Here is a 23,080-nt window from a genome sequence, read left to right as displayed (position 1 = left end):
GTTGGGCGCATTTGTGCGTGCGGGATACTTGTTCTCTCGCTTCGGTTGCTCGATATATGACTGCTAAATTCAATAATGGAGATGGCGATGCCGCCCCGGAAAACAGCGATTGATCTCAAGTCCAACACCAAGACCGCCGCGATCGAACTGCTGAATGCGGTTCTCGCCGATGGCATCGATCTGGCGCTGGTGACCAAGCAGGCGCACTGGAACCTCAAGGGCCCTCAGTTCATCGCCATCCACGAAATGCTCGACACGTTCCGCGCCGATCTGGACGGTCATGTCGATACCGTCGCGGAGCGGGCGGTGCAGCTGGGCGGGTTCGCGCTCGGAACGACGCAGGCGGTCGCCTCGGCGACGAAGCTCAAGCCCTATCCGACCGATATTTCGGCGATCAAGGACCATCTGGCGCAGCTGATCGAGCATTATGCCCAGGTCGCGAATGAGGTCCGCAAGGGCATCGACAAGGCAGCGGATATCGGCGACGCCGACACGGCCGACATCCTGACCGCGTTCTCGCGCAGCCTCGACAAGTCGCTCTGGTTCCTGGAATCGCATCGCGAAGTGTAGGAACCAGCCTTCGCTACGAAGCATCCCAAAACAAAGCCCGCCAATCGGCGGGCTTTGTCGTATCGGGCGGTGCGTCTTGCTGGAGCAAGATCCATCTTCTTCACCTCTCCCTCAGGGAGAGGTCGACGGCCAGAGGTCGGCGGGTGAGGGTTTACGGCCTCACCGGATAGTTCCCTAAACCCTCTCCCGGCTCTTCGAGCCGACCTCTCCCTGAGGGAGAGGTGAAAAGTCGGGTTCGACCCAGACAGATCTACTCTAGTAGGGCGAGACGCACTGGCGGCGCGGGCCGTTGTTCGGTTGGAACGTGTTGTCCGAGGCGCGATACGAACGGTAGCGATCCTCGCACCACTGATAATGGGCGCTGGCATAGCCGCCGCCATAAGAGGGCTGGGCGATCGCCGAACCGACTGCGGCGCCGACGCCGAAGGCGGCAAGCGGATACCACCAGCCATTATAGTAGCGATAGCCGGGCCGCTGATAGCGATAGCCATAGTGGCCGTTCCAATAGCCCGGCCGATAACCTGGGCGGTAGCCCGGACGATAGCCGGGCCGGTAACCAGGGTGGTAGCCGGGACGATAACCGGGACGACGGACATAATCCCGGTGCGGGCCACCATGCCGAATGTCGATGACGTTGCTGGTGGAGTCCGGAAGGGCAGGCATGGGTGACGCCATTATCGGTGCCGCCATTGCCGGAATCGGCACAGAGGCCAGAAACGCGATGGCAAGCGTGCCAGCGCAGAGTTTCGCGAAGATACGGGTCAAGGCGATACCATCCTTTCGAACAGGGTCACTATCGAGGCGCACTTACTCATTGCGCATCCAATTCGCGAAAGTTGGATTCGTTCCAACCGGAGATAGGGTCGCAACGCCTCCCCCGTTGAACCGGGACGCGACCAAGCCTATCCATGAGCGGACCGGGCGGCCTGCGATGGCGACGCCACGCCATCCAGCGGCAAGGATCGAAGCATGACCAGGCCAGAATCGGCAACCGACTTCCGCCCTTCGAGCGAATCCGCCTGGCGCGAACTGGCCGTGAAGGCAATCAAGGGCGCGGATTTCGAGGCAAAGCTGGTTTCCCGCACCGCCGACGACATCCGCATCGAGCCGCTCTATCCAAAGGCGGAAGGGAGCCATGCCCGGCCTGCGCGCGCCGAACTTGGCGATTGGCGCGTTGTCCAGCGCATCGACCTGCCCGAGCCAGACGCGGCGCGCACGCAAGCGCTTGAGGATCTGAACAACGGCGCGAGCGGGCTGGCGCTCGTTTTCGCCGACGCCGTTTTTGCACGCGGCTTTGGTCTTCGTGCAGCCGACGAACCGACGATCGCCGCAGCGCTGGACGGCGTGATGCTGGATCTCGTTTCGCTGCGTATCGAGGCTGGACGATCGGCGGTCGAAGCGGCGCGATCCGTCGTGGCGCTGGTGCGTGGCCAGGGGCTCGATCTCGACAGCCTACGCCTCGATTTCGGCATCGACCCGTTCTCCGTGCTCGCGCGCGAGGGGGGCGACGGGATCGACGCCGCGCTTGATGAAGCGGTCGAACTGGCAGGGTCGTTTGGCGCGAGCGCGAAGGCGCGCTTTCTGCGCGCCGATGGCCGGGTTTTCCACGATGCCGGCGCTTCGGAAGCGCAGGAGCTGGCGTTTTCGATCGCCTCTGCCGTGGCGGGGTTGCGCGGTCTTGAAGCGCGCGGCGTCGCGCTGGAGCGGGCGCGAGACATGGTTTCGTTCCTGCTCGCCGCCGATGCCGATGAGTTTCTTGGCATCGCAAAATTCCGGGCGCTGCGGCGGCTCTGGGCGCGGGTGGAAGTTGCCTGCGGCCTCGCTCCAAAGCCGATCCAGCTCGATGCCGAAACCAGCTTTCGCATGACGACCCGGCACGACCCGCACGTCAACATGCTGCGCAACACGATTGCAGCATTTTCGGCCGGACTTGGCGGCGCCGATAGCGTCACGGTGCTGCCTTTCACGCTGCCGCTCGGCCTGGCCGACGCCAGCGCGCGTAGAATTGCCCGCAATACGCAGACGGTTCTGCTGGAGGAATCCGGCCTCGGCCATGTCTTCGATCCGGCGGCGGGAGCGGGCGGGTTCGAAGCGCTGACCGATGCGCTTTGCGAAAAGGCCTGGGCGATCTTCCAGCATGTCGAGCAGCAGGGCGGACTTGCGGCGGTTCTTGCCTCGGGCTGGGTTGCGAGCGAGATCCGCGTTGTCGCCGACAAGCGGGAGCGCGATGTGCGCCGCCGCAAGCTGCCGATCACCGGCACCAGCGAATTCCCCAATCTCGCCGAGGCGCCGGTCGAAATCCTCGCTCCCGCGCCGCCCTTGCCGATCGCGGGAGACAGCCCGGCGCGTCTCGTTTCGCGTCGCACAGCCGAGCCGTTCGAGCGACTGCGTGACCGCGCCGATGCGCTTGCTATTGCGACCGGCCGTCGTCCGGCAGTGTTCCTCGTCACGCTCGGCAAGACGGCTTCCTTCAGCGCCCGCGCCGGCTTCGCCAAGGGCGTGTTCGAGGCGTCCGGCATCGAGGCGTCGATTTCAGAAGGCTTTGCTTCGCTCGACGAACTTCTGGAAGCCGCGCGCGCCTCGGGCGCGGTTGCCGCCTGCTTCTGCTCGTCCGACGAGGTCTATGAGTGCGAGACCGGCCACGCCGTCTATGAGGGCGAGACCTTTGCCGAGGAAGCAGCGCGGCGGCTCGTTGGGATCGGTATGGCGCATGTCGTCCTGGCCGGCCGGCCGGGCGAGCGCGAAACCGCCTATCGCCATGCCGGAATCGAGGCATTCCTCTATGCGGGCTGCGATATAACCGACTATCCGGCCCAGATACTTGACCGGATCGAGACCTCCAAATGACCCGGATTCCGGATTTCACGACCGTATCCTTCGCGAACGCGCCGCTCGAAGCACCGGGCGATGGCGCGCTTTGGCTGACGCCGGAGGAAATCGCGGTCAAGCCGGTCTATACCGCCGCCGACCGCGAGGGGCTGGAGGCGATCGACAGTTTTCCCGGCACCGCGCCGTTCCTGCGCGGGCCGTATCCGACCATGTATGTCAACCAGCCCTGGACGATCCGCCAATATGCGGGCTTCTCCACGGCCGAGGATTCGAACGCCTTCTACCGGCGCAATCTCGCCGCCGGCCAGAAAGGGCTTTCTGTTGCCTTCGATCTCGCCACCCATCGCGGCTATGACAGCGACCATCCGCGCGTCGCCGGCGATGTCGGCATGGCGGGCGTGGCGATCGACTCGATCTACGACATGCGCACGCTGTTCTCCGGCATCCCGCTCGACAGGATGAGCGTGTCGATGACGATGAACGGGGCGGTGCTGCCGATCCTGGCGCTCTATATCGTCGCCGCCGAGGAACAGGGCGTGCCGCCCGAAAAGCTCTCCGGCACGATCCAGAACGACATCCTCAAGGAGTTCATGGTCCGGAACACGTACATTTACCCGCCGGAACCGTCGATGCGGATCATCTCCGACATCTTCGCCTATACCTCGCAGCATATGCCGAAGTTCAATTCGATCTCGATTTCCGGCTATCACATGCAGGAAGCGGGCGCGACGCAGGATCTCGAGCTTGCCTATACACTCGCCGATGGTGTCGAATATATTCGCGCCGGTCTGGCGGCGGGCCTCGACATCGACCAGTTCGCGCCGCGTCTTTCGTTTTTCTGGGCGATCGGCATGAACTTCTTCATGGAAGTCGCCAAGATGCGCGCGGCGCGGCTGATCTGGGCAAAGCTGGTGCGCGAGTTCCATCCGAAGAACGAGAAGTCCCTCGCGCTGCGTACCCATTGCCAGACCTCCGGCTGGTCGCTGGCGGCGCAGGATGTCTACAACAACGTTGTCCGCACCACGGTCGAGGCGATGGCGGCGACGCAGGGCCATACCCAGTCGCTGCACACCAATGCGCTCGATGAAGCGCTGGCGCTACCGACCGATTTTTCCGCCCGCATCGCCCGCAACACCCAGCTTTTCCTGCAACAAGAGAGCGGTACGACGCGGATCATCGATCCCTGGGGCGGCTCCTATTATGTCGAGGCGCTGACCGCGCAACTGGCGGAGCGCGCCATGGCGCATATCGAGGAAGTCGAAAAGCTCGGCGGCATGGCCAGGGCGATCGAGGCCGGCATCCCGAAACTGCGCATCGAGGAAGCGGCGGCGAAGACGCAGGCGCGCATTGATTCAGGCCGGCAGACGGTGGTCGGGGTCAACAAATATCGCCTCGACGACGAGGCTGATATCGATGTGCTGAAGGTCGACAATTCCTCCGTCCGCGCCCAGCAGATCGAGAAACTTCGCCAGCTAAAAGCCGAGCGGGATTCGACAGCCGTGGCCGCCAGCCTTGAGGCGCTCGCGAGTTCGGCCCGCTCCGGAGAGGGCAATCTTCTGGCGCTCGCGGTCGACGCTGCCCGCGCCAAGGCGACGGTGGGCGAGATCTCGTCGGCGCTGGAAACGGCCTGGAAGCGCCACAAGGCGGTGATCCAGGTCAATTCCGGCGTCTATCGCGAGGGTTTTGGCGAGCACAATGCGCCGATCGAGCGGCTTTCCGCGCTGGTTTCCGAATTCACGCATGACGAGGGCAGGGCCCCGCGCATCCTCGTCGCCAAGATGGGCCAGGACGGCCATGACCGTGGCCAGAAGGTGATCGCCACCGCCTTTGCCGATATCGGTTTTGACGTCGTCATCGGCCCGCTTTTCGCGACGCCGGAAGAGGTTGCAACGCATGCGATCTCGGAGAAGGTGCATGTCGTCGGCGTCTCGTCGCTGGCCGCCGGCCATTTGACGCTCGTTCCCGAGTTGAAGGCCGAGCTGGCGCGGCAGGGGCGCCCCGACATCATGATCGTCGTCGGCGGCGTTATTCCGCCGGGCGATTTCGAGGCGCTGATGCAGGCCGGCGCGGCGGCAATCTTCCCCCCCGGCACGCCGGTGACGGAAGCGGCGGCCGATCTTCTGGAAAAACTGCGCGACCATCTCGGCTTCGCGCAAAAGCATCCTTCCGCCTATGTCTAACCAGGCGGGGAGAGCGGCTTGATGCGTTTTCCTCCCTCCTGCCTCGCGGGACTGTTCCTCGTTGGCTCGATGCTCCTGCCGTCCTCCGTGCGAGCGGAAGAGACGACGGTGCAGACGATCTGTCGGCTGATCGAAACATCGGCCGACGCGCAGGGCCTGCCGCGTGATTTCTTCACGCGGCTGATCTGGCGCGAGAGCAGTTTTCGCCCGCATGTGGTTAGCAGTGCCGGCGCACAGGGCATCGCACAATTCATGCCCGGCACCGCCGACGAACAAGGGCTCGATGACCCGTTCGATCCGGAATTCGCCATTCCCGCCTCAGCTAAGTATCTGAGAGGTCTAAAAGATCGGTTTGGAAATCTCGGTCTCGCAGCTGCAGCATATAATGCCGGGCCGACCCGGCTGGCGCGCTGGATCGAACGCGGCGGCTATCTGCCGGCAGAGACGGAGGACTATGTCGCCTTCGTCACCGGCCGCAGCGTGCAGGAGTGGAATACGGGCAAGATCGAGCTTCTGGATCCGCCGAAGCTGGCCGATAAGGCGGACGCCGATGCCCCGGAGCCGCGACCATGGGATGCGCGCCCGGCAGAGGCGCGAAACGCGGATCCGAATCCGGCTAAGAAAATGATTGCCGCCGCCAAGGCGGGGCCAAAGACGAAGGATTGCGTCACGCTGGTGGCGATGATCCGCAGCTATCGGCCGTCGCTGATCGAGGGCGCCTATGCGCCGTTCGGCGTCCAGCTTTCCGGCAATTTCTCCAAGAGCCGGGCCATCAACGCCTATCACCGTCAGGTAGCCCGCTATCCGTCCTTGCTGGAAGGCAAGCCGACTTTGATCCTCGGCTCGCGCATCGCCGGCCGGGGCCGGCGCGCCTTTTACCGGGTGCGCCTGCCGGCCGATACGCTCGCCAAGGCCAACCAGATCTGTAACTCGCTGCAGAAGCTCGGCGGCGCCTGCGTGGTGCTGCGGAACTGAGGACTTCATGCGCTATGGCCGAAAGACCGCGGAACGCGTGATTGGATAGTAGACAGCAAGAAGCCCGCCGAAGGGCGGGCTTCTCTTTGATTTCGAACGGTTCGCCTAGTAGTAGGGCGAGACGCAGGCCCGGCGCGGCCCTTCGTTCGGCTGGAAGGTGTTGTCCGAGGCGCGGAACGACCGATAGCGATCCTCGCACCAGCGCAGGTGCTCGAACGACAGGCTGGGCGGGGCGACTTCGCGCGGCTGGTTGGCGATGGCGCCGCCGATCAGTGCGCCGACGCCAAAGGCCGCCAGCGGATACCAGAAGCCATCGTTACCGCGACGATAGCCGTTGCGCGGACCGTTGTAGCCGCGATGGCCATTCCAGTAGCCCGGGCGGTTGTTGGGTCGGTTCCAGTTCGGGCCGCCGTGACCGGGACCGCCGTTGCCACCCCAGCCGGGGCCGCCGTGGTTCGGACCGCCATTACCGGGACGGTTCGGGCCGCCATGGTTCGGACGACCCGGCCGATCACCCGGTCGGCAACCCTGCGGCGGACAGCGCCGGTCCTGGATCTGGATGACATTGGACGACTGGTTCGCGCCCGGATCGACGCGCAGCAACGGCGCTGCCTGTGCCGGCAATGCCGTGGCGGCAAATACCAGCGCCATGGCGGCAGAACTGATTCGGCTCAAACCCATTTGACTTCCTTCTCGAATGACGCCGCCTGGCGCGCTTGAAGCTCTGTTCGCGCCGATCGGCAACGACTCTGCTCCAAGACTGCGCTCAAGACCCAGATCCAACAGATGGATAAGGAGCTTAGATTTAGACTAACTGATGATCAGTATGACGGATAAAACTGCCCGTGGTGGTGTCCAACGTCACAGGCAGAGATCCGTTCCCCGGGCCCGTCTGCATTGCGTGCCACCGGCGAGGCTTCCTCGACTTCATCGTGGCGCGATTAGCGCGCTCCGTCCGAAGGGCGTCTGGTCCTGGCCCAGCCGCGCCTATTTCGCGGCGGCGCGGACGATGTCGCAGAGTCCGGCGCGAACGATGTTCTTGTCGGTAACCTGCCGCGCCTGGATGTTGAAGACAGCGTCCACGCGCGTGCCCGTGCCCCGCGCACGCGCGACGGCCCGCAACGTCTGGACCCGGCCCGAACCGGTCGTTTCCTGATGGGCGTCGACACTGGACAATTGCTTGTTGATCCGGACACCCGAAAAACCCTGGGCGGCCATCTCCTGGGCGATCCGCTTCAGGGCAACATCCACCTTGAGCTTCGGAAATTCCTGCCAAGTCTTGTAGCTGACGGCGGTCACCAACGGCACGCCACTCACCTTGAAGTTCTGCTCGCAGCTGGCGGCATGAGCGGTGGCCGAAGTGATGGCGATCGTCGATGCGATCAGGAGAAGTCGCGCTAGCATTCCCGTCTGGCTTTCATGCTGGTTGAAGAGGCCTGCCCCGGTCCGGCGTAGCAAACAATGCCGACGACGAGAAGGGCTCGGCCAGGATCGATCCCGGTTTGCTGGGCACTATCCCCGCTCACGCCAAGGAGGCGCTGCGAGTTCTTGTTTTGTTGGAAAATTGGAGCGGGCGATGGGAATTGAACCCACGACATTCAGCTTGGGAAGCTGACGTTCTACCTCTGAACTACACCCGCATTTTAAGTGACTGAGATCACTTATCTTTTCGCGTTAAAGTCCAACTGGAACGACGATTTCGCGGAAAGTTGGACACTTTGTACCCGCTTTATCCCATCTTGATCAACCATTGCCTTGCCGGCCTGCTTCTTTCGGTTGGCCTTTTTTGTGTACATTGAGGCCTGCTTCGCCGAGGTCCATCCAAAGATGGCCATGAGCTGCGCCTCGGTCGCACCGTTCTCTGCGGCGATGGTTGCGCCAGCCTTCCGGGGGCCATTGGCGGAACACTGCGGCAGCCCGGCTTCGTCGCACCAATCTCGCATTCGGTTGGACAGGCCCTGCGCTGAATAGGGCTTGTGTTCGAAACCCTGCCAGGCGGGGCGGGGGGTACGCGCATTTTCGACGAGACGGAATTGACGGATGTGCTGGCGGCCTACGGCCTTCCAGGACCGGTCCCCTGCGTCCCGGCCTCAGTATCGGCCGCTCAGGCGAAGCTCGCGCTGGATGCCGTCATTACTGTTCCGGGGGAAGAGGTCGAAGAGGGCGTTTTCGTCGGCAGGGTAAAGCTGCTCGATGCCGTCGAGGCGATGACAGCCGCGCACCCTGTCCGCGCTGTTCGCATCTGGTTCGCTGACGCCAACGTATGGGAACGGACGCAACCCTACGTCTCCGCGCTGGGCCTCGAGATGTCACTCGATGACGACGCTATCGACACGCTGTTCGTCGCGGCGGACCTTTACTAGTCTCACATCACCGGGGGCAGGACATATCCTGCTGGCTTGGCGCCCGCCGGCAGCCCTGCAAGGCAGGGGCCAGCGGGCTGTAGCAGCTACCCTACGTGAGGCACGCCGCTGATCGCGATCGGCTCAGCGGCAATGCGCTGCAACAGAGCGGACTTGTCGAGCGTCGGCTTTTCGTAAGTCTTCTTCATATCAGGCCCCCTTGGCATGTTGACGCCCGTAACCTGACATCGCCGCCCCTCGCCGTCGATGGCGACGGGGCAACACTGTTTGCGAATCGATCATCATCACTGGAGACAAGGCATGACCCGCGTAGTTTCGGGCGATGGCATTGCCATGGTCAAACGGTTCGAGGCTTTCGCGCGAAGGCCTATTTCGACGCCGGCAAGGTTCTCACCATCGCTTCCGGCCAACCGTTTTCTGCGGAACCGGCGCGGGTCGATGGCTGTTCGCTTCGCGGCGACCCATCCGAAATTGGCCTTAGCGGGAGGGATCTTCCTCGGGCTTCGGCACATCGGGAATCGGCGGCACAAAGGGGGCTGCGTCGGACTGGGGAAGGCCGTTCGAGCCGACATCCGGCTGGCGCGGATCATCGGGCTGCTTGATGTCATGCGATTTCGACGAAATCGCCGTCTTGTCGTCGCCGGGGAGATGGTCGGGTTGCGGTGCACCGGGTCCGCTGCCATGGAGCTTCGTGTCGCGATGCGCCGTATTCCGCCGGGCGGTATCCTTGTCCTCCGAATTCTTGTGCTTCGTATCGCGATCCGCGGAATGGGAGCTTGCGCGCCGCCTGGCGTCGGGCGTCCTGGCACGAGCCGATGTGGGATTGCGTTTCGCGCCGGGACCGCGCGCGTCCGGCGGATTGGAAAGGGTGGCGCTCGCCGCGTCGAGTTGGTCCGCGATCCAGTTCACATGGGCGACGACCGGGATGCGCTGCATGGTGTCCTTGGCCTGTGAAAGCTCCAGAATGTCCGATCGAAGCAACCCCATCAGGGCGGAGATTTTCTGCAGCTTGCCGTTCAGATCGCTCGATGCGTCCATTTCCGGATCCTCCTTTACGAACGGAGGATAACGCCGTCGCGCAAGGCTCGTTCCCGTTCGCGACACGCTTCCTTGCTGTCATCGCGGATACGGCCCGTGTTCGCTCCGTCTCAGAGGCCGTTCATGTCGCTGCCAGGCAGGCGACCGCGGACGAAACCGAACGAGATGCGGGAGGCTCGCGCGTCGATTGCCATCAGAAGCGTCTCGATGACGGCGTGCGCATCGCCCTGATGCGCCGCCAGGAGACTATCGACGCGCTGGTCCAGCGCGCTCTGCGCTGGGTCGACGGGGTGGGCTGGTTCGGCCATCACGCTGAAACTCCATAGGTCTATGTTCCTATTTTGTTCTCATGGCGGCAGGAGTCAATCCACGCTGGCGACTCTGTCCACGCCAATCATCAGGCCGGGTGTCGGCCGGGGCATGCCGTCCCTTCCGGAGTCGTTCCTCGCCAACAAAAAAAGCCCCCGTCGAGCGTTCGGCGGGGGCTTTCCAAGTATCCTGCATGGATCAGCAGCGGCAGTTCACGCCGACGGTGGCGGTCTGCGACGTCAGGCCGAGATCCTGCGTGCCGGGAGCTTTGGAGGACGTGCAGGTCCTGGACGCCATCGGGGCAAGCGTCAGCCTTCCGCGGCCTTTTCGAACACTTCGGCGGCGGCTTCCGTCAGCTCTTCGGCGAAGAGCGAGGCGGCGACCTTGGGCGAGAAGGTGAAGGTGTCGAGGCCGAGCCGGCCGAGCCGGACCAGGTCGTCGGCGGCGCGCAGGCTGGCAACCAGCACGCGGGTCTCGCTGCCGGAGGCGCGGATGATCTCCTGCATGGCGGCGATCTCGCCATAGCCGTCGCGGCCGGCATCGTTCATGCGGCCGAGATAGGGCGCGACGTAATCGGCGCCGATGGCGGCGGCGGAGAGCGCCTGGTGTGCGGCGTAGACGGCGGTCATGGTGATGCGGACACCTTCCGCCTTCAGCGTCGCGGCGGCGATGGCGCCTTCCCGCGTGATCGGCACCTTGACCACCATGCGCGGGTCGAGCGCAGCGATGACGCGGCCATTGTCGATCAGCGCTTCGCTGCTGCGGCCCCAGGTCTGGGCCTGGAATTCGGCGACATCGGCCTCGAAGGCGATGTGCGACAGCCGGCTCAACTCGGCCAGCGTGTTGGCGACGCCGGCATTGGCGAGGATGGTCGGGTTGGTGGTGATGCCGTGGAAGAGGCCGGTCGGCAGCCATTCGTCCCAGGCGGCCCTGTCGGCGCTGTCGAGGAAGAGGCGCGGGCGGATCGTCTGGATCATTTCGGTCATCATGGGCCTGCCGGAGGTTCGATTGGACCGGCATAGTATGGATCGCGTCGTGGATGCGAAAGCGTCAGATTGCTGCGCCGCCTTCGAAACCGTCGAAAAGCCGATCAAGCACCGTCTTCTCCAGGCTCGCGAAGGCCGGTGTGCCGCGCTGGCGCGGCCAGGCGAGCGGCACGTCGATATCGAGCGCGATGCGGCCATCCTCGATCAGCAGGATGCGATCAGCCAGCGCGATCGCCTCGGAGACGTCGTGGGTGACGAGGATCGAGGTGAAACGCTGCGCCCGCCAGACCCGCTCGACCAGCCCCTGCATCGAGATCCGCGTCAGGGCATCGAGCGCGCCGAGCGGTTCGTCGAGGGCGAGCAGGCGCGGCCGCGAGACCAGGGCGCGCGCAAGCGCGACGCGCTGCTTCTGGCCGCCCGAAAGCACGGAGGGCCAGGCGTCGCCGCGCCCGTCGAGCCCGACGTCGGCCAGCGCCTTCAGCGCTGCCTCGCGGCGCGCTTTCGCCGTGCCGGCGCGGCCAAGGCCGACGGCGACATTGCCGGCGACGCTGGCCCAGGGCAGCAAGCGCGGCTCCTGGAAGATGAAGCGGGCGGACGTCGCCGCGTTTTCGCCGACGCGGGTGATCGAGCCGCTTGTCGGCGTTTCCAACCCCATGATCAGGCGGAGCAGCGTGCTCTTGCCGCAACCGCTCTTGCCGACAATGGCAACGGATTGGCCGGCGGGGATCTCTAGGTCGATGCCATCGATCACCGGCGGGCCGTCGAACGCCTTGACCAGGCCGCGAATGGAAAGGCCCATGCCGCGTGTCCCGACATCGGCTTCATCCGTGACCTCGAAGGGGATTTGCCGGGAAGAGGGCAAATCGCGCGGCGGCGTGCGGCTGGCGGTCTCGATGAAGGCGAGTGTATCGGCGAACATGGCGTTGCTTCCCTCAAACATTCTGGAACGCCGGGTTCCAGGCCAGAGTCCGCCGCTCCAGGATCCGTGCCGTGGTGTCTGCGAGCTTGCCGAGCAGCGCGTAGATCAGGATCGTCAGCACGACGACGTCGGTCATCATGAACTCGCGCGCCTGCATCGCCATGTAGCCGATGCCGGAGGAAGCGGCGATCGTCTCGGCGACGATCAGCGTCAGCCACATGATGCCGAGACCGAAGCGCACGCCGACGAAGATCGAGGGCAGGGCGCCGGGCAGGATCACCTTCCAGAACAGATCGTTGCCGTTCATGCCATAGGTCTTGCCCATCTCGACCAGCTGCGGGTCGACGGAACGGATGCCGGCCAGCGTGTTGATGTAGATCGGGAAGAACACGCCGAGCGCGACGAGGAGGAGTTTTGCCTGCTCGTCGATGCCGAACCACAGGATGACGAGCGGGATCAGCGCCAGATGCGGCACGTTGCGCACCATCTGCAGCGTTGTGTCGGTCAGCGCCTCGCTGAAGCGCGACAGGCCATTGGCGAGCCCGAAGGCGAAGCCAACTGCGCCGCCGATGAGAAAGCCGATGCTGGCGCGCCAGAAGCTGACGCGGATGTTCTCGACCAGCTCGCCCGATTGCAGCACCCGCCAGAGCGCGATGGCGACGGCGGTCGGCGCCGGCAACACATTGGCCGGGATGAAGCCGATCCGGGCCAGCAGCTCCCAAAGAAGGAGGGCGGCGACGGGCAGGATCCAGCCGATGAGCGCGCGGGGGATCTTCATCAAGAGGCCGAGGCGAGCTTGCGCGCCGTCTCGTCGACGCCGAACTCGTTCTGGATCGCCCGGCTGACGCCGCGCCGTGCCACGTTGATGCCGAGCTCGGGGAACAGAAGCTCGGCGACGCGGTAGGATTCTTCCAGATGCGGATAGCCGGAGCCGATCACCGTATCGATGCCGAGCGCCTGGTATTCGCGCAGCCGGTCCGCCACCTGCTTCGGGGTGCCGACCAGGGCTGTGCCGGCACCACCGCGCACCAGACCGACGCCGGCCCAGAGGTTCGGCGCCACCAGCAGCTTGTCGCGGCGGCCGCCATGCAGTTCCGCCATGCGGCGCTGGCCGACCGAATCCATCTCCTTGGTGAAGCGCTTGTAGGCGATCTCGATCTGTTCGTCGGAAATGCGGCTGATCAGCTTGTCGGCCGCGGCCCAGGCCTCATCCTCGGTCTCGCGGACGATGAAATGCAGGCGGATGCCGAAGCGCAATTTGCGGGCGCGGGCCGCCGCGCGGGCGCGGGCCGCCTCGATCTTTCCGGCGACCGCTTCCAGCGGCTCGCCCCAGGTGAGGTAAAGTTCGCATTGCTCGGCGGCGAGATCGATGCCGGCCTCCGACGAGCCGCCGAAATAGAGCGGCGGCGGGTTCTGCACCGGCGGGAAATCGAGCCGGCCCTTTTCGACGCGATAATGCTTGCCGGAAAAGTCGACGCGCTCGCCGGCGACAAGACCGCTCCAGATCTTGAGGAATTCTGCCGCCTGCTCATAGCGCTGGTCATGCGGCAGGAACACGCCATCACCGGCAAGCTCGACCGGGTTGCCGCCGACCACGACGTTGAGCAGCAGCCGGCCGTTCGAAAGCCGGTCCAGCGCTGCCGTCTGCCGCGCCGCATAGGCGGGCTGGACGACGCCGGGACGCAGCGCCACGAGGAATTTGAGCTTCTCCGTCACCGTCGCAAGGCCGGCGGCCGTGACCCAGCTTTCCTCGCAGGCCTGGCCGGTCGGCAACAGCACGCCGCCGAAGCCGAGGCGATCGACCGCCTGGGCGATTTCCTTGAAATAGCCGAACTCGGGCGGGCGCTGCTGCGTCTCGGAGCCGAGATAGGTGCCATCGCCATAGGTCGGGATGAACCAGAAGAAATTGAGCGGATCGGTGGTGGTGGTGACGGTCATGGCGGCGGCCTTGTGACACGGATTCAGGAACGGAACTGCGCCGTTCGCGCCATGGCCCGAAGGTCCGGCTCGAACGGCGCCTGGTGGGAGGCCCTAGGCCTTCGGCGCGGCCCAGACCGCATCGGTCACGACAATCTGCTTGGGGATCAGGCCGAGCTTGAAGAAGCGGTCGGCCGTCACCTGCTGGCCGGCGATGATCGCGTCCGTCAGCGGCTCGATGCCATAGACGGTGCGCTCGACGGCAACGGTCTGCGGGCCGATCGGCACGCCGGTGATCTCCGACAGCGCCTTCGCGATCTCGGAACGATTGGCGTTGGCCCAGTCGGCCGTGTCCGTCAGGCCGGCAATGGTCTTGGTGACGATGGCCGGGTTGGCGTTGGCAAAGGTCTTGTTGGCGAGCAGGTAGGTGTTGACCGCGACCGTGTCGGCCGTGGTGGTCAGCTGGCGCACCGGCTGGCGGGCTTCGGCCAGCGCCAGGAAGGGATCCCAGATCGACCAGGCATCGACGCTGTCGCTGGCAAAGGCGGCGGCGGCGTCGGCCGGCGAGAGATAGACCGGGGTGATGTCTGCGAAGGCGACGCCCGCCTTTTCCAACGCGGCGACCAGCAGATTATGCGCGCTGGAGCCCTTGGTGACGGCGATCTTCTTGCCCTTTAGGTCGGCGACGGTCTTGGCCGGCGAGCCGTCCTTGACGATGATTGCCTCGCCTTTGCCGTTAGAGGGGGCGGCGCCGACATAGACGAGATTGGCGCCGGCGGCCTGTGCGAAGATCGGCGGCGCGTCGCCGGTCCAGCCGAAGTCGATGGCGCCGACATTGAGAGCTTCCAGCAGCGGCGGCCCCGCTGCGAACTCGACCCATGTGACGGTCGTGCCGTCGGCCTCGAGCCGCTTCTCGATCGATTTTTCGCGACGCGCGACGGCGAGAAGGCCGGCCTTCTGGTAGCCGATCCGCAGCGCCTTCGCTTCGGTCGCGGCGGCCGGGCGGCCTGTGAGGGTAATGGCGGCGATGCCGGCAAGGCCGGTTCCTGCCAAAAGTCCGAAATGGCGACGTGTAATCATGGTTGTCTCCGAAGCTCAGGCAGGTTGCCGGGTGCTCCCATTGGACAGAATGACGACTAGTTTGATCAAGAAAATCGATGTTGTAGATGCCGTGTTTGTTGGAAAGGAAAACCCCGCCGGGCGTCCCGCGCGCGATGGGCGTTGTTGTGTCGGTCTGAGCGGGTTTTGTGATGGTCATCACTGACGTTTCCCCAGCGTCATGATGAAAGAAGGCCATGGCAGCCGGCGTTGGGCTCGCAGCGGAAACCAGGGGGCGTCCAAGGGGACGCGGATCGAAATGGCCAAGTTCAATGCGCGTACCATCATCAGCCTTTTGGCCGCGGCAGTGATCGTCACCCTCGGCATCACGGCCTATGGCGACGAGGCGATGAGCCTCACCAGCGGCGCCAAGGACCCGACGGCCCTGACCCTGTTCGACAAGGTTTCAGTCGGTGGCCGTCAAGGCTGCGAGGTTCAGTCCTGGCCCGATATCGCGCCGGAATGCCTGCTGCCAGGCGATGGATCGGATGTGTCGGCGAAGCCGGTCCGCAGGATTTGATCGAGGCTTGAATCGGGACGCGCATGCGCACTTGCGGAAACCCGACTTTGAGGGATGGATACCCTCCTGTTAGGGGAGTACCTGATGTCCTTCGAACACTGGCTGGCCTTCGCCGCCGCCTCGGCCGTGATCCTCGCCATCCCCGGCCCGACCGTCCTGCTCGTCATCTCCTATGCGCTGAGCCATGGCCGTAAATCGGCCGGTGCGACCGTCGCCGGCGTGGCGCTGGGCGATTTCACCGCCATGACCGCATCGATGCTCGGCCTCGGTGCGCTGCTCGCCGCCTCGGCGGCGCTGTTCACGGTGCTGAAATGGGTCGGCGGCGCCTATCTCATCTATCTCGGCATCAAGCTCTGGCGCGCGCCGGTCGGCGAGCAGGCAGAAGCGCAGACGAACGAGGCGCGACCGCTGCGCATCTTCCTGCATGCCTATGCCGTGACGGCGTTGAATCCGAAGAGCCTCGTTTTCTTCGTCGCCTTCCTGCCGCAGTTCCTCATCTCCAGTGAGCCGCTGCTGCCGCAGATGATCCTGTTCGAGGTGACCTTCCTCGTGCTGGCGACGATCAATGCGGCGAGCTACGCGCTGATTGCGGCGGGCGCCCGGCGCACCATTCGCAAACCGAGCGTCCAGCGCATCGTCAACCGGACCGGCGGCGGGCTGCTGGTCGGCGCGGGCATTCTGGCGGCAGGCTGGCGCAAGGCGGCCTGAGGCTGGCCTAGTTCCGCGGGCAATCGGCGGGAGCGGGATCTTGTTGCCAGATGCCGAGCCGAAGGCAACGGGCTTCGGCCTCGGCCTGCTCGTAGCCCTCCGGCGCTTTCGCCGCCGCTTCGGCCCAGCCTTGCTCGATGAGCCATAGCCCGAGATCGGTCGTGCCGATCCGGCAGGGCGCGATGATCGGGTTGGCAGCGTCGTTGGCGGAAACGTGGCACTCGACGCCAAGCGCCCGGATGCGGCGGCGCAGCGCCGTCAGCGCGAGCTTGGCGCAGGCGACCTCGGCCGCCGGATCGCCAGCCTCGGCCGGATGGCACAGGCGATCGCCGGAAAGCGGGGCCAGACCGGCGAGGCGCACGGTCAGGTCACCGAGATCCAGCAGCCCTGCCTCCCGCACGACAACTGGCGCATAGGTTCTCCAGCGGGGCGGCGCAGGCGGTTTCTTCGGAACCGCTTCGCGTTCGATCGGGCCGTTGATGGCGGGAGCCTGGGTCATGCCGGGGCCCGTGACATTGCGCGGCGCCTGGGCGACCCGTTCGGCCGAGACCTCTGGAAGGGCTGATTCCGACGCTGCTGTCGGCATTTCGGAATCGGGCTCGTTCGATCCGGAGCCTTTTTCCTCTCGGGTCTCGCGACCGCTGAAGCGAGGCAATCCCTCCGGCTCTGCCGGGATGGATACCTGTTCCGGCGCGGGCTCGCCCATCAGTCCGGCGAGTTCGCGGCCATCGAGGCCGCCGATCTGCGAGGTAACGATCACGGCGAGGCCGATCACCGCGACAAGGCAAAGCGCGGCGAGCGCCGTTCTCACTGGCTCGCCCAGATGATCCGCGCCATCCACTCGATTTCTCGCGCGGCGATCTCGCGGTTGGGATGCTCGGGATTGATGGAGAGAAGCTCGACGGTCTTCGCCGTCTTGCGGGCAAGCACCTTGGCCATGACCTCGCCGCCCTGCGTGCGCACGACGACGCGGTCGCCGGGGTGGCAGGTCGCGGTCGGCGAGACGATGATGACGTCGCCGGCGCGATAGAGCGGCATCATCGATTCCCCGGAGACTTCCAGCGCATAGACGCCTTCGGTTGTGGCCGTCTGGGGAATGGCGACCTCGTCCCAGCCCTGTCCGACCGGGAAGCCGCCATCGTCGAAAAAGCCACCGTCGCCGGCCTGCGCAAAGCCGAGCAGGGGGACATGGCGGAACGGCCCGGCCTGCTCGGGCGGCGTCGTCCGCCGCACCATCAGCCCCATGAAGGCATCGAGCTGTTCGCCCGTCGCCTCGAGTATCTTGGAAATGCTTTCCGTCGACGGCCAGCGCGGTCTGCCGTCACTGGCGACCCGCTTCGAACGGTTGAACGTGGTCGGGTCGAGGCCGGCCTTGCGGGCAAGGCCCGAGGCTGTCAACTCATTGCGGGCGGCCAGACGATCGATCGCCGCCCAGATCCGCTCGTGCGACAACATGGCGGAAGTCTCCGCGAATGCGGGCCTGGCCCGCTGTGTGCCGCGCTTCGTTCGAGCACGGTGGAAAGGAATAAATCCCTTTCCACTAGCTTTATCCCCGCCTCCGGGGCCTGTCCAGCGGCATCGATGCATTTTGACGCTTGCGGCAAGCGGGCTCTTGTTCCGAGGCGGCGGCATGACTAGTTTCCCGCGAACTCGTCAAGGAATCCACATGACCGTCATCTTCAAGATCGCCCCCGACGCCCTTTGGAGCGAAGCCAAGGACGCGGGCGTCTTTACCGGCGCGCCGATCGATCTCGCCGATGGCTACATTCATTTCTCCACCGCCGAGCAGGCGCGCGAGACCGCCGACAAGTATTTCAACGGCGAGTCCAATCTGCTGCTGGTCGCGGTCGATGGCGAGATGCTGGGCGACAAGCTGAAATGGGAACCCTCGCGCGGCGGCGCGCTGTTCCCGCATCTCTACGGCCCGCTTGATTTCTCCGCCGTGCTCTGGACCAAGGCGCTGCCGGTCGGCACGGATGGTCAGCACGTTTTCCCTGAGCTGGCCGCGTGAGCGTTTTCGGCAGCCTCGTTCGCCCGCTGCTGTTCCGGATCGATCCGGAAGTGGCGCATGGCCTTTCGATCAAGGTGCTGTCATCGGGGTTGCACCCGAGCGTCCGCCCGGACCGCGACCCGCGCCTGTCGCGAACCCTGTTCGGGCTGAAATTCGCTAATCCGCTCGGCATTGCCGCCGGCCTCGACAAGAATGCCGAGGTGCCGGATCCGCTGCTGGCGCTCGGCTTCGGCTTCGTCGAAATCGGCACGATCACGCCGCTGGCCCAGCCCGGCAATCCGAAGCCGCGCATGTTCCGCCTCGTCGACGATCATGGCGTGATCAACCGCCTCGGCTTCAACAATGAAGGCCACGCGGCGGCGCGACGTCGGCTTGAGGCGCGGCGCGGCAAGCCCGGCCTCGTCGGCGTCAATATCGGCGCCAACAAGGACGCGGTCGATCGCGTGGCCGATTATGTCGCTGGGATCGAGACCTTCTCCGACATCGCTTCCTATTTCACCGTCAATGTCTCGTCGCCCAACACCCCCGGCCTGCGCGACCTGCAGGCGCGCGGCGCGCTCGACGAGCTTCTTTCGCGCGTTCTCGAGGCGCGCGACAGCCAGTCGCGGCGCGTGCCGGTGCTGCTGAAGATCGCGCCCGACATGGACGAGGCCGGCCTTGCCGACGTCGCCGAGGTGGCGCTGGCGCGAAAGATTGACGGCGTCATCGTCTCGAACACGACGATCAGCCGGCCGAAGCTGCTCGATGCCGCGACGGCAGAGGAAATGGGCGGCCTGTCCGGTCGCCCGCTGTTCCGCCTCTCGACCATCCAGTTGGCCCGTTTCCGCAAGCTGGTCGGCCCCGATCTGCCGCTGATCGGCGTCGGCGGCATCGAGTCGGCCGAAACCGCCTTTGCCAAGATCGCGGCCGGTGCCGACCTGGTGCAGATCTATTCCGGCTTCGTCTATGGCGGCCCCGGCCTGCCGGCTGCGATCCTGACCGGCTTGTCGCGCATTCTGGATCGTCGAGGCATTCCCTCGATCGCCGACGCCGTCGGCATCGAGACGGAGAAGTGGGCCAGCGAGACGGCCTGACCGTCTCGCCGCGCCTTTACCGGGTTACGGCTGGATCGCGATGTCGCGCAGCGTACCGGTCAGGCCTTCCAGCTTGCCGGACGACTTGGCCTCGCCGCTGGTGAGATCGACCGTGTAGAGCGTGTCTCCGGCGACCAGATAAGCGGTATTGACCAGATCCTTCGTCGAATGGATGTCGAAGGCGTAGCTCGGCGCGGCATCGATCTTCAGCTTGCCGATCGCCTTCAGCTCGCCGTCATTCGGCTTGGTCTGCTGGATCAGCGCGACGATGGTGGCGTCGATGTCGAACATCGCCGTCTTTTCCGGCTTGCCGACTGAGTTGGTATAGGCGGCGGCGACGATGGCGGGCTTTTCGCCGGCATGCATGTCGCCGGCCTCATAGGCGAGCGAGCCATCGACCGTCACCTTGCCGTCGTCGACATTGACGCGGAGATTGGTGCCGTCCGTGCCCATCAGGCGCAGACGGTCGGCGGCCGGATTGAAATCGACGATCGCCGAGACGCCATCGGGCAGCATCTGCGAAAGCTTGCTCTTGTCGGTCGCCTTGCCGGAAGCCGGGTCGATCGTGACGATGCGGCCGTCCGAGGCGACGCCATACAGCAGGCTGTCGGCGGGGCGGACGTCGATGCCGTGCAGCTTGTCGACGCCGGCGACGTCGACGGAGCCGGAAACCTTGCGCGTCTCGGTATCGAACATCACCAGCGTCTTGTCGCCGGTCAGGCCGATGGCGGGGGCGGCCGAGGCGGCGGACAAGCCGGCGACGGTAACGAAGGCGGTGGCGGCGAGGCGGATGGCGGTCTGGTTCTTGGGCACGATCATCTCCTTTGGAACGACTGCGGGTCGCAGCCCTGCAGGTCCGTTACCCGCCAGCCCCGCGGCTGGATGCAGCGGACGAAAATAATTCTCAGACCTGCATCGCGAAGCCGCTGCCGTGTGTATGAAGGGAATGAGCGCCCTAGCGATGCCGCAGGAAACGATGCTGGATCAGACACCGGACGGATTGATGCTCGCCGTGGCGCGGGGCGACCGAAGCGCCCTCGCCAGGCTGTTCGAGACTGAGGCCGGTCGGCTGATCGCGATCGCGCGCCGCATTGTGCGACGGCAGGATCTGGCCGAGGAAGCCGTGCAGGATGGCTTTGTCTCGGCCTGGCAATCCGCCGCTCGCTTCGATCCGCAGCGCGGAACCGCCCGCGCCTGGCTGACGACCATCGTCCGCAACCGCGCTCTCAACCTGATCCGCAACGATGCCCGTCTCGAATTTCACGACGCCGAGGATGTCGCCGCCATCGGCGACCGCGCGGCTGACGCCATGGCGGCGATGAACCAGCTTTCCGACCGCGACGCGCTCAAATCCTGCCTCGGCGAACTGGATGAGCCGAAGCGTCAGGCGATCCTGCTCTGCTACGTCACCGGCCTCGACCATGGCGAGGTGGCCGCGACGATGAAAGCGCCGCTCGGCACCGTCAAATCCTGGATCCGGCGCGGCGTCATCGCCTTGCAGGAGTGCCTGTCATGAGCCGCGACGAACAGATGGCCAAGGCCGGCCGCTTCGTGCTCGGGCTGATGGAAGGCTTGGAGGCTCAGAGTTTCGAGGCGGAGATGCAGGCCGATCCTGCTCTTGCCGCGATGGTCGGTAAGCTGGCCAAGACGATGCAGGCGCTGGACGACACGGCCGAGCCGGCCGCTATTCCGAAACGAATGTGGGACAAGATCGAGACGCGGATCGCAGCCCTGCCGCAGGAAGCCCCCGTGGCGGCGGGCAATGTCGTCGCTTTCGACCGCGCTGGCGGCAAACCGCGCAGGACCGTCTCGCCCTGGCGCTTCGCGGCGATGGCTGCCACCGCTGTCCTGGCGCTTGGCCTCGGCTATCTCGCCGGCGCAAGGCTCGCAGCGCCGCCCGAACCTGTCGCTTTCGCCGTCCTGCTCAACGAGTCGGATGCGATGCCCGGCGCCATCGTGCAGGCCTATGCCGACGACAGCGTCATGCTGCGGCCATTGCGCGGCTTCGACGTGCCGGACGGCAAGATATTGCAGGTCTGGACGCTGCCCGACCGCGAGACCGGACCCGTCTCGCTCGGCACGCTTTCGCGGCAGGCGGCGACAAGGTTGCAGGGACCGGACCTGCCGCTGCCGCATGAGGGACAGCTCTACGAGATCACGCTGGAACCGAGCCCCGGCTCACCGACCGGCCGGCCGACCGGCCCGATCCTCGTCAAGGGCTATGCCCGCTTCTCGCCGTCGTCCTGACGGCGAGGCTCAGGCGAAGGCGGCCCGCGTCCGGGCCCGGCAGCGCCACGCGAGCGTGAATCCGCGCGCCGACAGGAAGACGATCATGGCCAGCCACAGGCCATGCGCGCCCCAGAGCGGCTCGGCCACCGCCCATACGGCGAGATAAAGTACGACCGACAGCAGCATCATGTTGCGCATGTCGTCCGACCAGGTCGCGCCGATGAAGATGCCGTCCATCTCGAAGGCGAGCACGCCGGCAAGCGGCGTCAGCGCCGTCCAGAACAGATAGTGCCGCGCGGTTTCGCGCACGGCCGGGTTCACCGTCATCGCATCGATCAGATACGGGCCGCCGAACCAGAAGCAGAGCGCGGCGATGGTTGCCAGCACATAGCCCCAGCCGAGCGTCAGCTTCATCGAGCGCAGGAAGGCGGGCTTGTAGCGCGCACCGATGGCCCGGCCGGCATATTGCTCGGCGGCTGCGGCAAAACCGTCGAGGAAATAGCCGCCGACGAGGAAGAAGTTCATCAGGACGGCGTTCGCCGCCAGCACGACATCGCCCATCTTGGCGCCGCGCGAGGCAAAGAAGCCGAAGGCGAACAGCAGCGAGAACGAGCGGATCATGATGTCGCGATTGACCGCGACCATGCGTATGATTTGCGTCCGGTCGAGGATTTGCGCCAGCGACGGGCGATGCGCGCGGTCGAGCCGGCTGACCACCAAAGTCAGGCCGAGGATGGCGGTTACCGCCTCGCCGATCGTCGTGCCCCAGGCCGAACCGGCAATCCCCCAGCCGAGACCGAGCACGAAGACGATGTTCAGGACGATGTTGAGGCCGTTCAAAAAGGTTTGCAGGAACAGGCCGAGCGTCGAGCGGCCGAGCCCGATCAGCCAGCCGAGCATGACGTAGTTCGCCAACGCGAACGGCGTCGAAAAGACGCGCACGGAGTAGTATTCCGTCGTCGCGGCCTGCACGGCGGGACTGCCGCCGAGCGCCGCCAGCGCCACCGTCAGGATCGGGTGGGACAGCAGGATGACGCCAAGTCCGACGACGAAGGCGACGATCAGCGCCCGGTAGAACGTCGCCTGGATCTCGGCGCGGTCATCGGCGCCCAGCGCCTGGGCGACGAGGCCGGTGGTGCCGCTGCGCAGGAAATTGAACGTCGCGAAGACGAAGTCGAAAATCACCGCGCCCAGCGCCACGGCACCCAGCAGCGCCACGTCGCCGAGACGGCCGATCACGCCCATGCCGACCAGGCCGAGCAGCGGCGTTGTCAGATAGGCGAGCGTCATCGGCACGGCGATGGCGAGGATGCCGCGATGGGTGACTTCGAACGGACGGATGGCGGTCATGAATT

Annotated in this window: 25 protein-coding genes and 1 tRNA gene; 11 read left to right on the top strand and 15 right to left on the bottom strand. The window is 65.4% G+C overall.

The window, feature by feature from the left end; all coding sequences use genetic code 11:
* Positions 1 to 87 precede the first annotated feature (87 nt).
* Positions 88 to 570 (top strand): DNA starvation/stationary phase protection protein Dps, encoded by a 483-nt coding sequence (dps, locus tag OSH12_RS18895; protein ID WP_266345161.1) that lies wholly within the window; start codon positions 88 to 90, stop codon positions 568 to 570.
* 255 nt (positions 571 to 825) lie between these two features.
* Here the strand turns inward: dps and OSH12_RS18890 are convergent, their stop codons facing one another.
* Positions 826 to 1,260, bottom strand: a complete 435-nt coding sequence (locus OSH12_RS18890; protein WP_380224974.1) for a BA14K family protein — start codon at positions 1,258 to 1,260, stop codon at positions 826 to 828.
* Between the two features lie 279 nt (positions 1,261 to 1,539).
* Between OSH12_RS18890 and OSH12_RS18885 the strand changes: the two genes are divergently transcribed.
* The 3 genes from OSH12_RS18885 to OSH12_RS18875 are packed head-to-tail and all read left to right on the top strand — an operon-like array spanning position 1,540 to position 6,554.
* Complete coding sequence (locus OSH12_RS18885) at positions 1,540 to 3,417, top strand: methylmalonyl-CoA mutase subunit beta (RefSeq protein ID WP_266345159.1); 1,878 nt, start codon at positions 1,540 to 1,542, stop codon at positions 3,415 to 3,417.
* Complete coding sequence (gene scpA / locus OSH12_RS18880; protein WP_266345158.1) at positions 3,414 to 5,579, top strand: methylmalonyl-CoA mutase; 2,166 nt, start codon at positions 3,414 to 3,416, stop codon at positions 5,577 to 5,579. The genes OSH12_RS18885 and scpA overlap by 4 nt, the downstream gene beginning before the upstream one ends.
* 21 nt (positions 5,580 to 5,600) lie before the next feature.
* Positions 5,601 to 6,554 (top strand): lytic transglycosylase domain-containing protein, encoded by a 954-nt coding sequence (locus tag OSH12_RS18875; protein WP_266345157.1) that lies wholly within the window; start codon positions 5,601 to 5,603, stop codon positions 6,552 to 6,554.
* 105 nt (positions 6,555 to 6,659) lie between these two features.
* On the opposite strand, the gene OSH12_RS18870 is transcribed toward OSH12_RS18875, so the two are convergent.
* The 3 genes from OSH12_RS18870 to OSH12_RS18860 all read right to left on the bottom strand — a co-directional run bounded on the left by OSH12_RS18870 (position 6,660) and on the right by OSH12_RS18860 (position 8,194).
* Entirely contained in the window at positions 6,660 to 7,235 is a 576-nt protein-coding gene (locus tag OSH12_RS18870) for a BA14K family protein (RefSeq protein ID WP_266345156.1), read from the bottom strand.
* A gap of 306 nt (positions 7,236 to 7,541) precedes the next feature.
* Positions 7,542 to 7,958 carry a hypothetical protein gene (locus OSH12_RS18865; protein ID WP_266345155.1) on the bottom strand — a complete coding sequence of 139 codons (417 nt, stop codon included), beginning with the start codon at positions 7,956 to 7,958 and terminating at the stop codon, positions 7,542 to 7,544.
* A 161-nt stretch (positions 7,959 to 8,119) separates the two neighbouring features.
* Positions 8,120 to 8,194: transfer RNA gene (locus tag OSH12_RS18860), tRNA-Gly, on the bottom strand.
* A gap of 393 nt (positions 8,195 to 8,587) precedes the next feature.
* Here OSH12_RS18860 and OSH12_RS18855 point away from each other — a divergent pair.
* A complete protein-coding gene (locus tag OSH12_RS18855; RefSeq protein ID WP_266345154.1) occupies positions 8,588 to 8,917 on the top strand; it encodes a hypothetical protein in 330 nt (109 codons plus the stop codon).
* Between the two features lie 477 nt (positions 8,918 to 9,394).
* On the opposite strand, the gene OSH12_RS18850 is transcribed toward OSH12_RS18855, so the two are convergent.
* The 7 genes from OSH12_RS18850 to OSH12_RS18820 all read right to left on the bottom strand — a co-directional run bounded on the left by OSH12_RS18850 (position 9,395) and on the right by OSH12_RS18820 (position 15,166).
* Entirely contained in the window at positions 9,395 to 9,955 is a 561-nt protein-coding gene (locus tag OSH12_RS18850) for a hypothetical protein (protein ID WP_266345153.1), read from the bottom strand.
* 110 nt (positions 9,956 to 10,065) lie between these two features.
* Positions 10,066 to 10,263, bottom strand: coding sequence for a hypothetical protein (locus tag OSH12_RS18845; protein ID WP_266345152.1), 198 nt, complete (start codon positions 10,261 to 10,263; stop codon positions 10,066 to 10,068).
* Positions 10,264 to 10,572: 309 nt separating this feature from the next.
* Complete coding sequence (locus tag OSH12_RS18840) at positions 10,573 to 11,253, bottom strand: transaldolase family protein (RefSeq protein WP_266345151.1); 681 nt, start codon at positions 11,251 to 11,253, stop codon at positions 10,573 to 10,575.
* Positions 11,254 to 11,314: 61 nt separating this feature from the next.
* Positions 11,315 to 12,169 carry an ABC transporter ATP-binding protein gene (locus tag OSH12_RS18835; protein WP_380224889.1) on the bottom strand — a complete coding sequence of 285 codons (855 nt, stop codon included), beginning with the start codon at positions 12,167 to 12,169 and terminating at the stop codon, positions 11,315 to 11,317.
* A 13-nt stretch (positions 12,170 to 12,182) separates the two neighbouring features.
* Positions 12,183 to 12,947: an ABC transporter permease subunit gene (locus OSH12_RS18830; protein ID WP_266345150.1), complete on the bottom strand. Its 765-nt coding sequence runs from the start codon at positions 12,945 to 12,947 to the stop codon at positions 12,183 to 12,185.
* Entirely contained in the window at positions 12,947 to 14,107 is a 1,161-nt protein-coding gene (gene ssuD, locus OSH12_RS18825; RefSeq protein ID WP_266345149.1) for an FMNH2-dependent alkanesulfonate monooxygenase, read from the bottom strand. The genes OSH12_RS18830 and ssuD overlap by 1 nt, the downstream gene beginning before the upstream one ends.
* A gap of 93 nt (positions 14,108 to 14,200) precedes the next feature.
* The gene (locus tag OSH12_RS18820; protein ID WP_266345148.1) at positions 14,201 to 15,166 is read right to left on the bottom strand and encodes an aliphatic sulfonate ABC transporter substrate-binding protein; all 966 of its coding nucleotides are present in this window, start codon (positions 15,164 to 15,166) and stop codon (positions 14,201 to 14,203) included.
* A 277-nt stretch (positions 15,167 to 15,443) separates the two neighbouring features.
* Between OSH12_RS18820 and OSH12_RS18815 the strand changes: the two genes are divergently transcribed.
* Complete coding sequence (locus OSH12_RS18815; RefSeq protein WP_266345147.1) at positions 15,444 to 15,704, top strand: hypothetical protein; 261 nt, start codon at positions 15,444 to 15,446, stop codon at positions 15,702 to 15,704.
* An 84-nt stretch (positions 15,705 to 15,788) separates the two neighbouring features.
* Positions 15,789 to 16,412, top strand: a complete 624-nt coding sequence (locus OSH12_RS18810; RefSeq protein WP_266345146.1) for a LysE family translocator — start codon at positions 15,789 to 15,791, stop codon at positions 16,410 to 16,412.
* Positions 16,413 to 16,419: 7 nt separating this feature from the next.
* Here OSH12_RS18810 and OSH12_RS18805 read toward each other — a convergent pair whose 3' ends face one another.
* Both OSH12_RS18805 and OSH12_RS18800 read right to left on the bottom strand, forming a co-directional pair.
* Entirely contained in the window at positions 16,420 to 17,253 is an 834-nt protein-coding gene (locus tag OSH12_RS18805) for a thermonuclease family protein (RefSeq protein ID WP_266345145.1), read from the bottom strand.
* On the bottom strand, positions 17,220 to 17,867 hold the full coding sequence (locus OSH12_RS18800; protein ID WP_266345144.1) for a S24 family peptidase: 648 nt from the start codon (positions 17,865 to 17,867) through the stop codon (positions 17,220 to 17,222). The genes OSH12_RS18805 and OSH12_RS18800 overlap by 34 nt, the downstream gene beginning before the upstream one ends.
* A 211-nt stretch (positions 17,868 to 18,078) precedes the next feature.
* Between OSH12_RS18800 and OSH12_RS18795 the strand changes: the two genes are divergently transcribed.
* Positions 18,079 to 18,423, top strand: coding sequence for a DUF952 domain-containing protein (locus OSH12_RS18795; RefSeq protein ID WP_266345143.1), 345 nt, complete (start codon positions 18,079 to 18,081; stop codon positions 18,421 to 18,423).
* Positions 18,420 to 19,496 (top strand): quinone-dependent dihydroorotate dehydrogenase, encoded by a 1,077-nt coding sequence (locus tag OSH12_RS18790; RefSeq protein WP_266345142.1) that lies wholly within the window; start codon positions 18,420 to 18,422, stop codon positions 19,494 to 19,496. The genes OSH12_RS18795 and OSH12_RS18790 overlap by 4 nt, the downstream gene beginning before the upstream one ends.
* Before the next feature lie 24 nt (positions 19,497 to 19,520).
* Here OSH12_RS18790 and OSH12_RS18785 read toward each other — a convergent pair whose 3' ends face one another.
* On the bottom strand, positions 19,521 to 20,309 hold the full coding sequence (locus OSH12_RS18785) for a DUF4394 domain-containing protein (RefSeq protein ID WP_266345141.1): 789 nt from the start codon (positions 20,307 to 20,309) through the stop codon (positions 19,521 to 19,523).
* A 163-nt stretch (positions 20,310 to 20,472) separates the two neighbouring features.
* Here OSH12_RS18785 and OSH12_RS18780 point away from each other — a divergent pair, with 163 nt between their 5' ends.
* Together OSH12_RS18780 and OSH12_RS18775 are read left to right on the top strand one after the other, a co-directional pair.
* Complete coding sequence (locus OSH12_RS18780; protein WP_266345140.1) at positions 20,473 to 21,012, top strand: sigma-70 family RNA polymerase sigma factor; 540 nt, start codon at positions 20,473 to 20,475, stop codon at positions 21,010 to 21,012.
* Complete coding sequence (locus tag OSH12_RS18775; protein WP_266345139.1) at positions 21,009 to 21,743, top strand: anti-sigma factor; 735 nt, start codon at positions 21,009 to 21,011, stop codon at positions 21,741 to 21,743. The genes OSH12_RS18780 and OSH12_RS18775 overlap by 4 nt, the downstream gene beginning before the upstream one ends.
* A 9-nt stretch (positions 21,744 to 21,752) precedes the next feature.
* On the opposite strand, the gene OSH12_RS18770 is transcribed toward OSH12_RS18775, so the two are convergent.
* Entirely contained in the window at positions 21,753 to 23,075 is a 1,323-nt protein-coding gene (locus OSH12_RS18770) for an MATE family efflux transporter (protein ID WP_266345138.1), read from the bottom strand.
* Between the last annotated feature and the right edge of the window lie 5 nt (positions 23,076 to 23,080).

Origin of the sequence: Kaistia terrae (genome assembly GCF_026344005.1) — a bacterium.
Lineage (GTDB): Bacteria > Pseudomonadota > Alphaproteobacteria > Rhizobiales > Kaistiaceae > Kaistia > Kaistia terrae.
Note: the sequence above shows the minus strand (reverse complement) of the source record. Positions and strands in the feature narration are given on the sequence as shown.

Excerpts from the sequence above, each read along its gene's own strand:
- OSH12_RS18770 (WP_266345138.1), bottom strand. The coding sequence starts at position 23,075 with ATGACCGCCATCCGTCCGTTCGAAGTCACCCATCGCGGCATCCTCGCC.
- OSH12_RS18865 (WP_266345155.1), bottom strand. The coding sequence starts at position 7,958 with ATGCTAGCGCGACTTCTCCTGATCGCATCGACGATCGCCATCACTTCG.
- OSH12_RS18775 (WP_266345139.1), top strand. The coding sequence starts at position 21,009 with ATGAGCCGCGACGAACAGATGGCCAAGGCCGGCCGCTTCGTGCTCGGG.
- OSH12_RS18845 (WP_266345152.1), bottom strand. The coding sequence starts at position 10,263 with ATGGCCGAACCAGCCCACCCCGTCGACCCAGCGCAGAGCGCGCTGGAC.
- OSH12_RS18890 (WP_380224974.1), bottom strand. The coding sequence starts at position 1,260 with ATGGCGGCACCGATAATGGCGTCACCCATGCCTGCCCTTCCGGACTCC.
- OSH12_RS18815 (WP_266345147.1), top strand. The coding sequence starts at position 15,444 with ATGGCCAAGTTCAATGCGCGTACCATCATCAGCCTTTTGGCCGCGGCA.
- OSH12_RS18850 (WP_266345153.1), bottom strand. The coding sequence starts at position 9,955 with ATGGACGCATCGAGCGATCTGAACGGCAAGCTGCAGAAAATCTCCGCC.
- OSH12_RS18885 (WP_266345159.1), top strand. The coding sequence starts at position 1,540 with ATGACCAGGCCAGAATCGGCAACCGACTTCCGCCCTTCGAGCGAATCC.
- dps (WP_266345161.1), top strand. The coding sequence starts at position 88 with ATGCCGCCCCGGAAAACAGCGATTGATCTCAAGTCCAACACCAAGACC.
- scpA (WP_266345158.1), top strand. The coding sequence starts at position 3,414 with ATGACCCGGATTCCGGATTTCACGACCGTATCCTTCGCGAACGCGCCG.
- OSH12_RS18875 (WP_266345157.1), top strand. The coding sequence starts at position 5,601 with ATGCGTTTTCCTCCCTCCTGCCTCGCGGGACTGTTCCTCGTTGGCTCG.
- OSH12_RS18780 (WP_266345140.1), top strand. The coding sequence starts at position 20,473 with ATGCTGGATCAGACACCGGACGGATTGATGCTCGCCGTGGCGCGGGGC.
- OSH12_RS18800 (WP_266345144.1), bottom strand. The coding sequence starts at position 17,867 with ATGTTGTCGCACGAGCGGATCTGGGCGGCGATCGATCGTCTGGCCGCC.
- OSH12_RS18795 (WP_266345143.1), top strand. The coding sequence starts at position 18,079 with ATGACCGTCATCTTCAAGATCGCCCCCGACGCCCTTTGGAGCGAAGCC.
- OSH12_RS18840 (WP_266345151.1), bottom strand. The coding sequence starts at position 11,253 with ATGATGACCGAAATGATCCAGACGATCCGCCCGCGCCTCTTCCTCGAC.
- OSH12_RS18820 (WP_266345148.1), bottom strand. The coding sequence starts at position 15,166 with ATGATTACACGTCGCCATTTCGGACTTTTGGCAGGAACCGGCCTTGCC.
- OSH12_RS18870 (WP_266345156.1), bottom strand. The coding sequence starts at position 7,235 with ATGGGTTTGAGCCGAATCAGTTCTGCCGCCATGGCGCTGGTATTTGCC.
- OSH12_RS18835 (WP_380224889.1), bottom strand. The coding sequence starts at position 12,169 with ATGTTCGCCGATACACTCGCCTTCATCGAGACCGCCAGCCGCACGCCG.
- OSH12_RS18830 (WP_266345150.1), bottom strand. The coding sequence starts at position 12,947 with ATGAAGATCCCCCGCGCGCTCATCGGCTGGATCCTGCCCGTCGCCGCC.
- ssuD (WP_266345149.1), bottom strand. The coding sequence starts at position 14,107 with ATGACCGTCACCACCACCACCGATCCGCTCAATTTCTTCTGGTTCATC.
- OSH12_RS18810 (WP_266345146.1), top strand. The coding sequence starts at position 15,789 with ATGTCCTTCGAACACTGGCTGGCCTTCGCCGCCGCCTCGGCCGTGATC.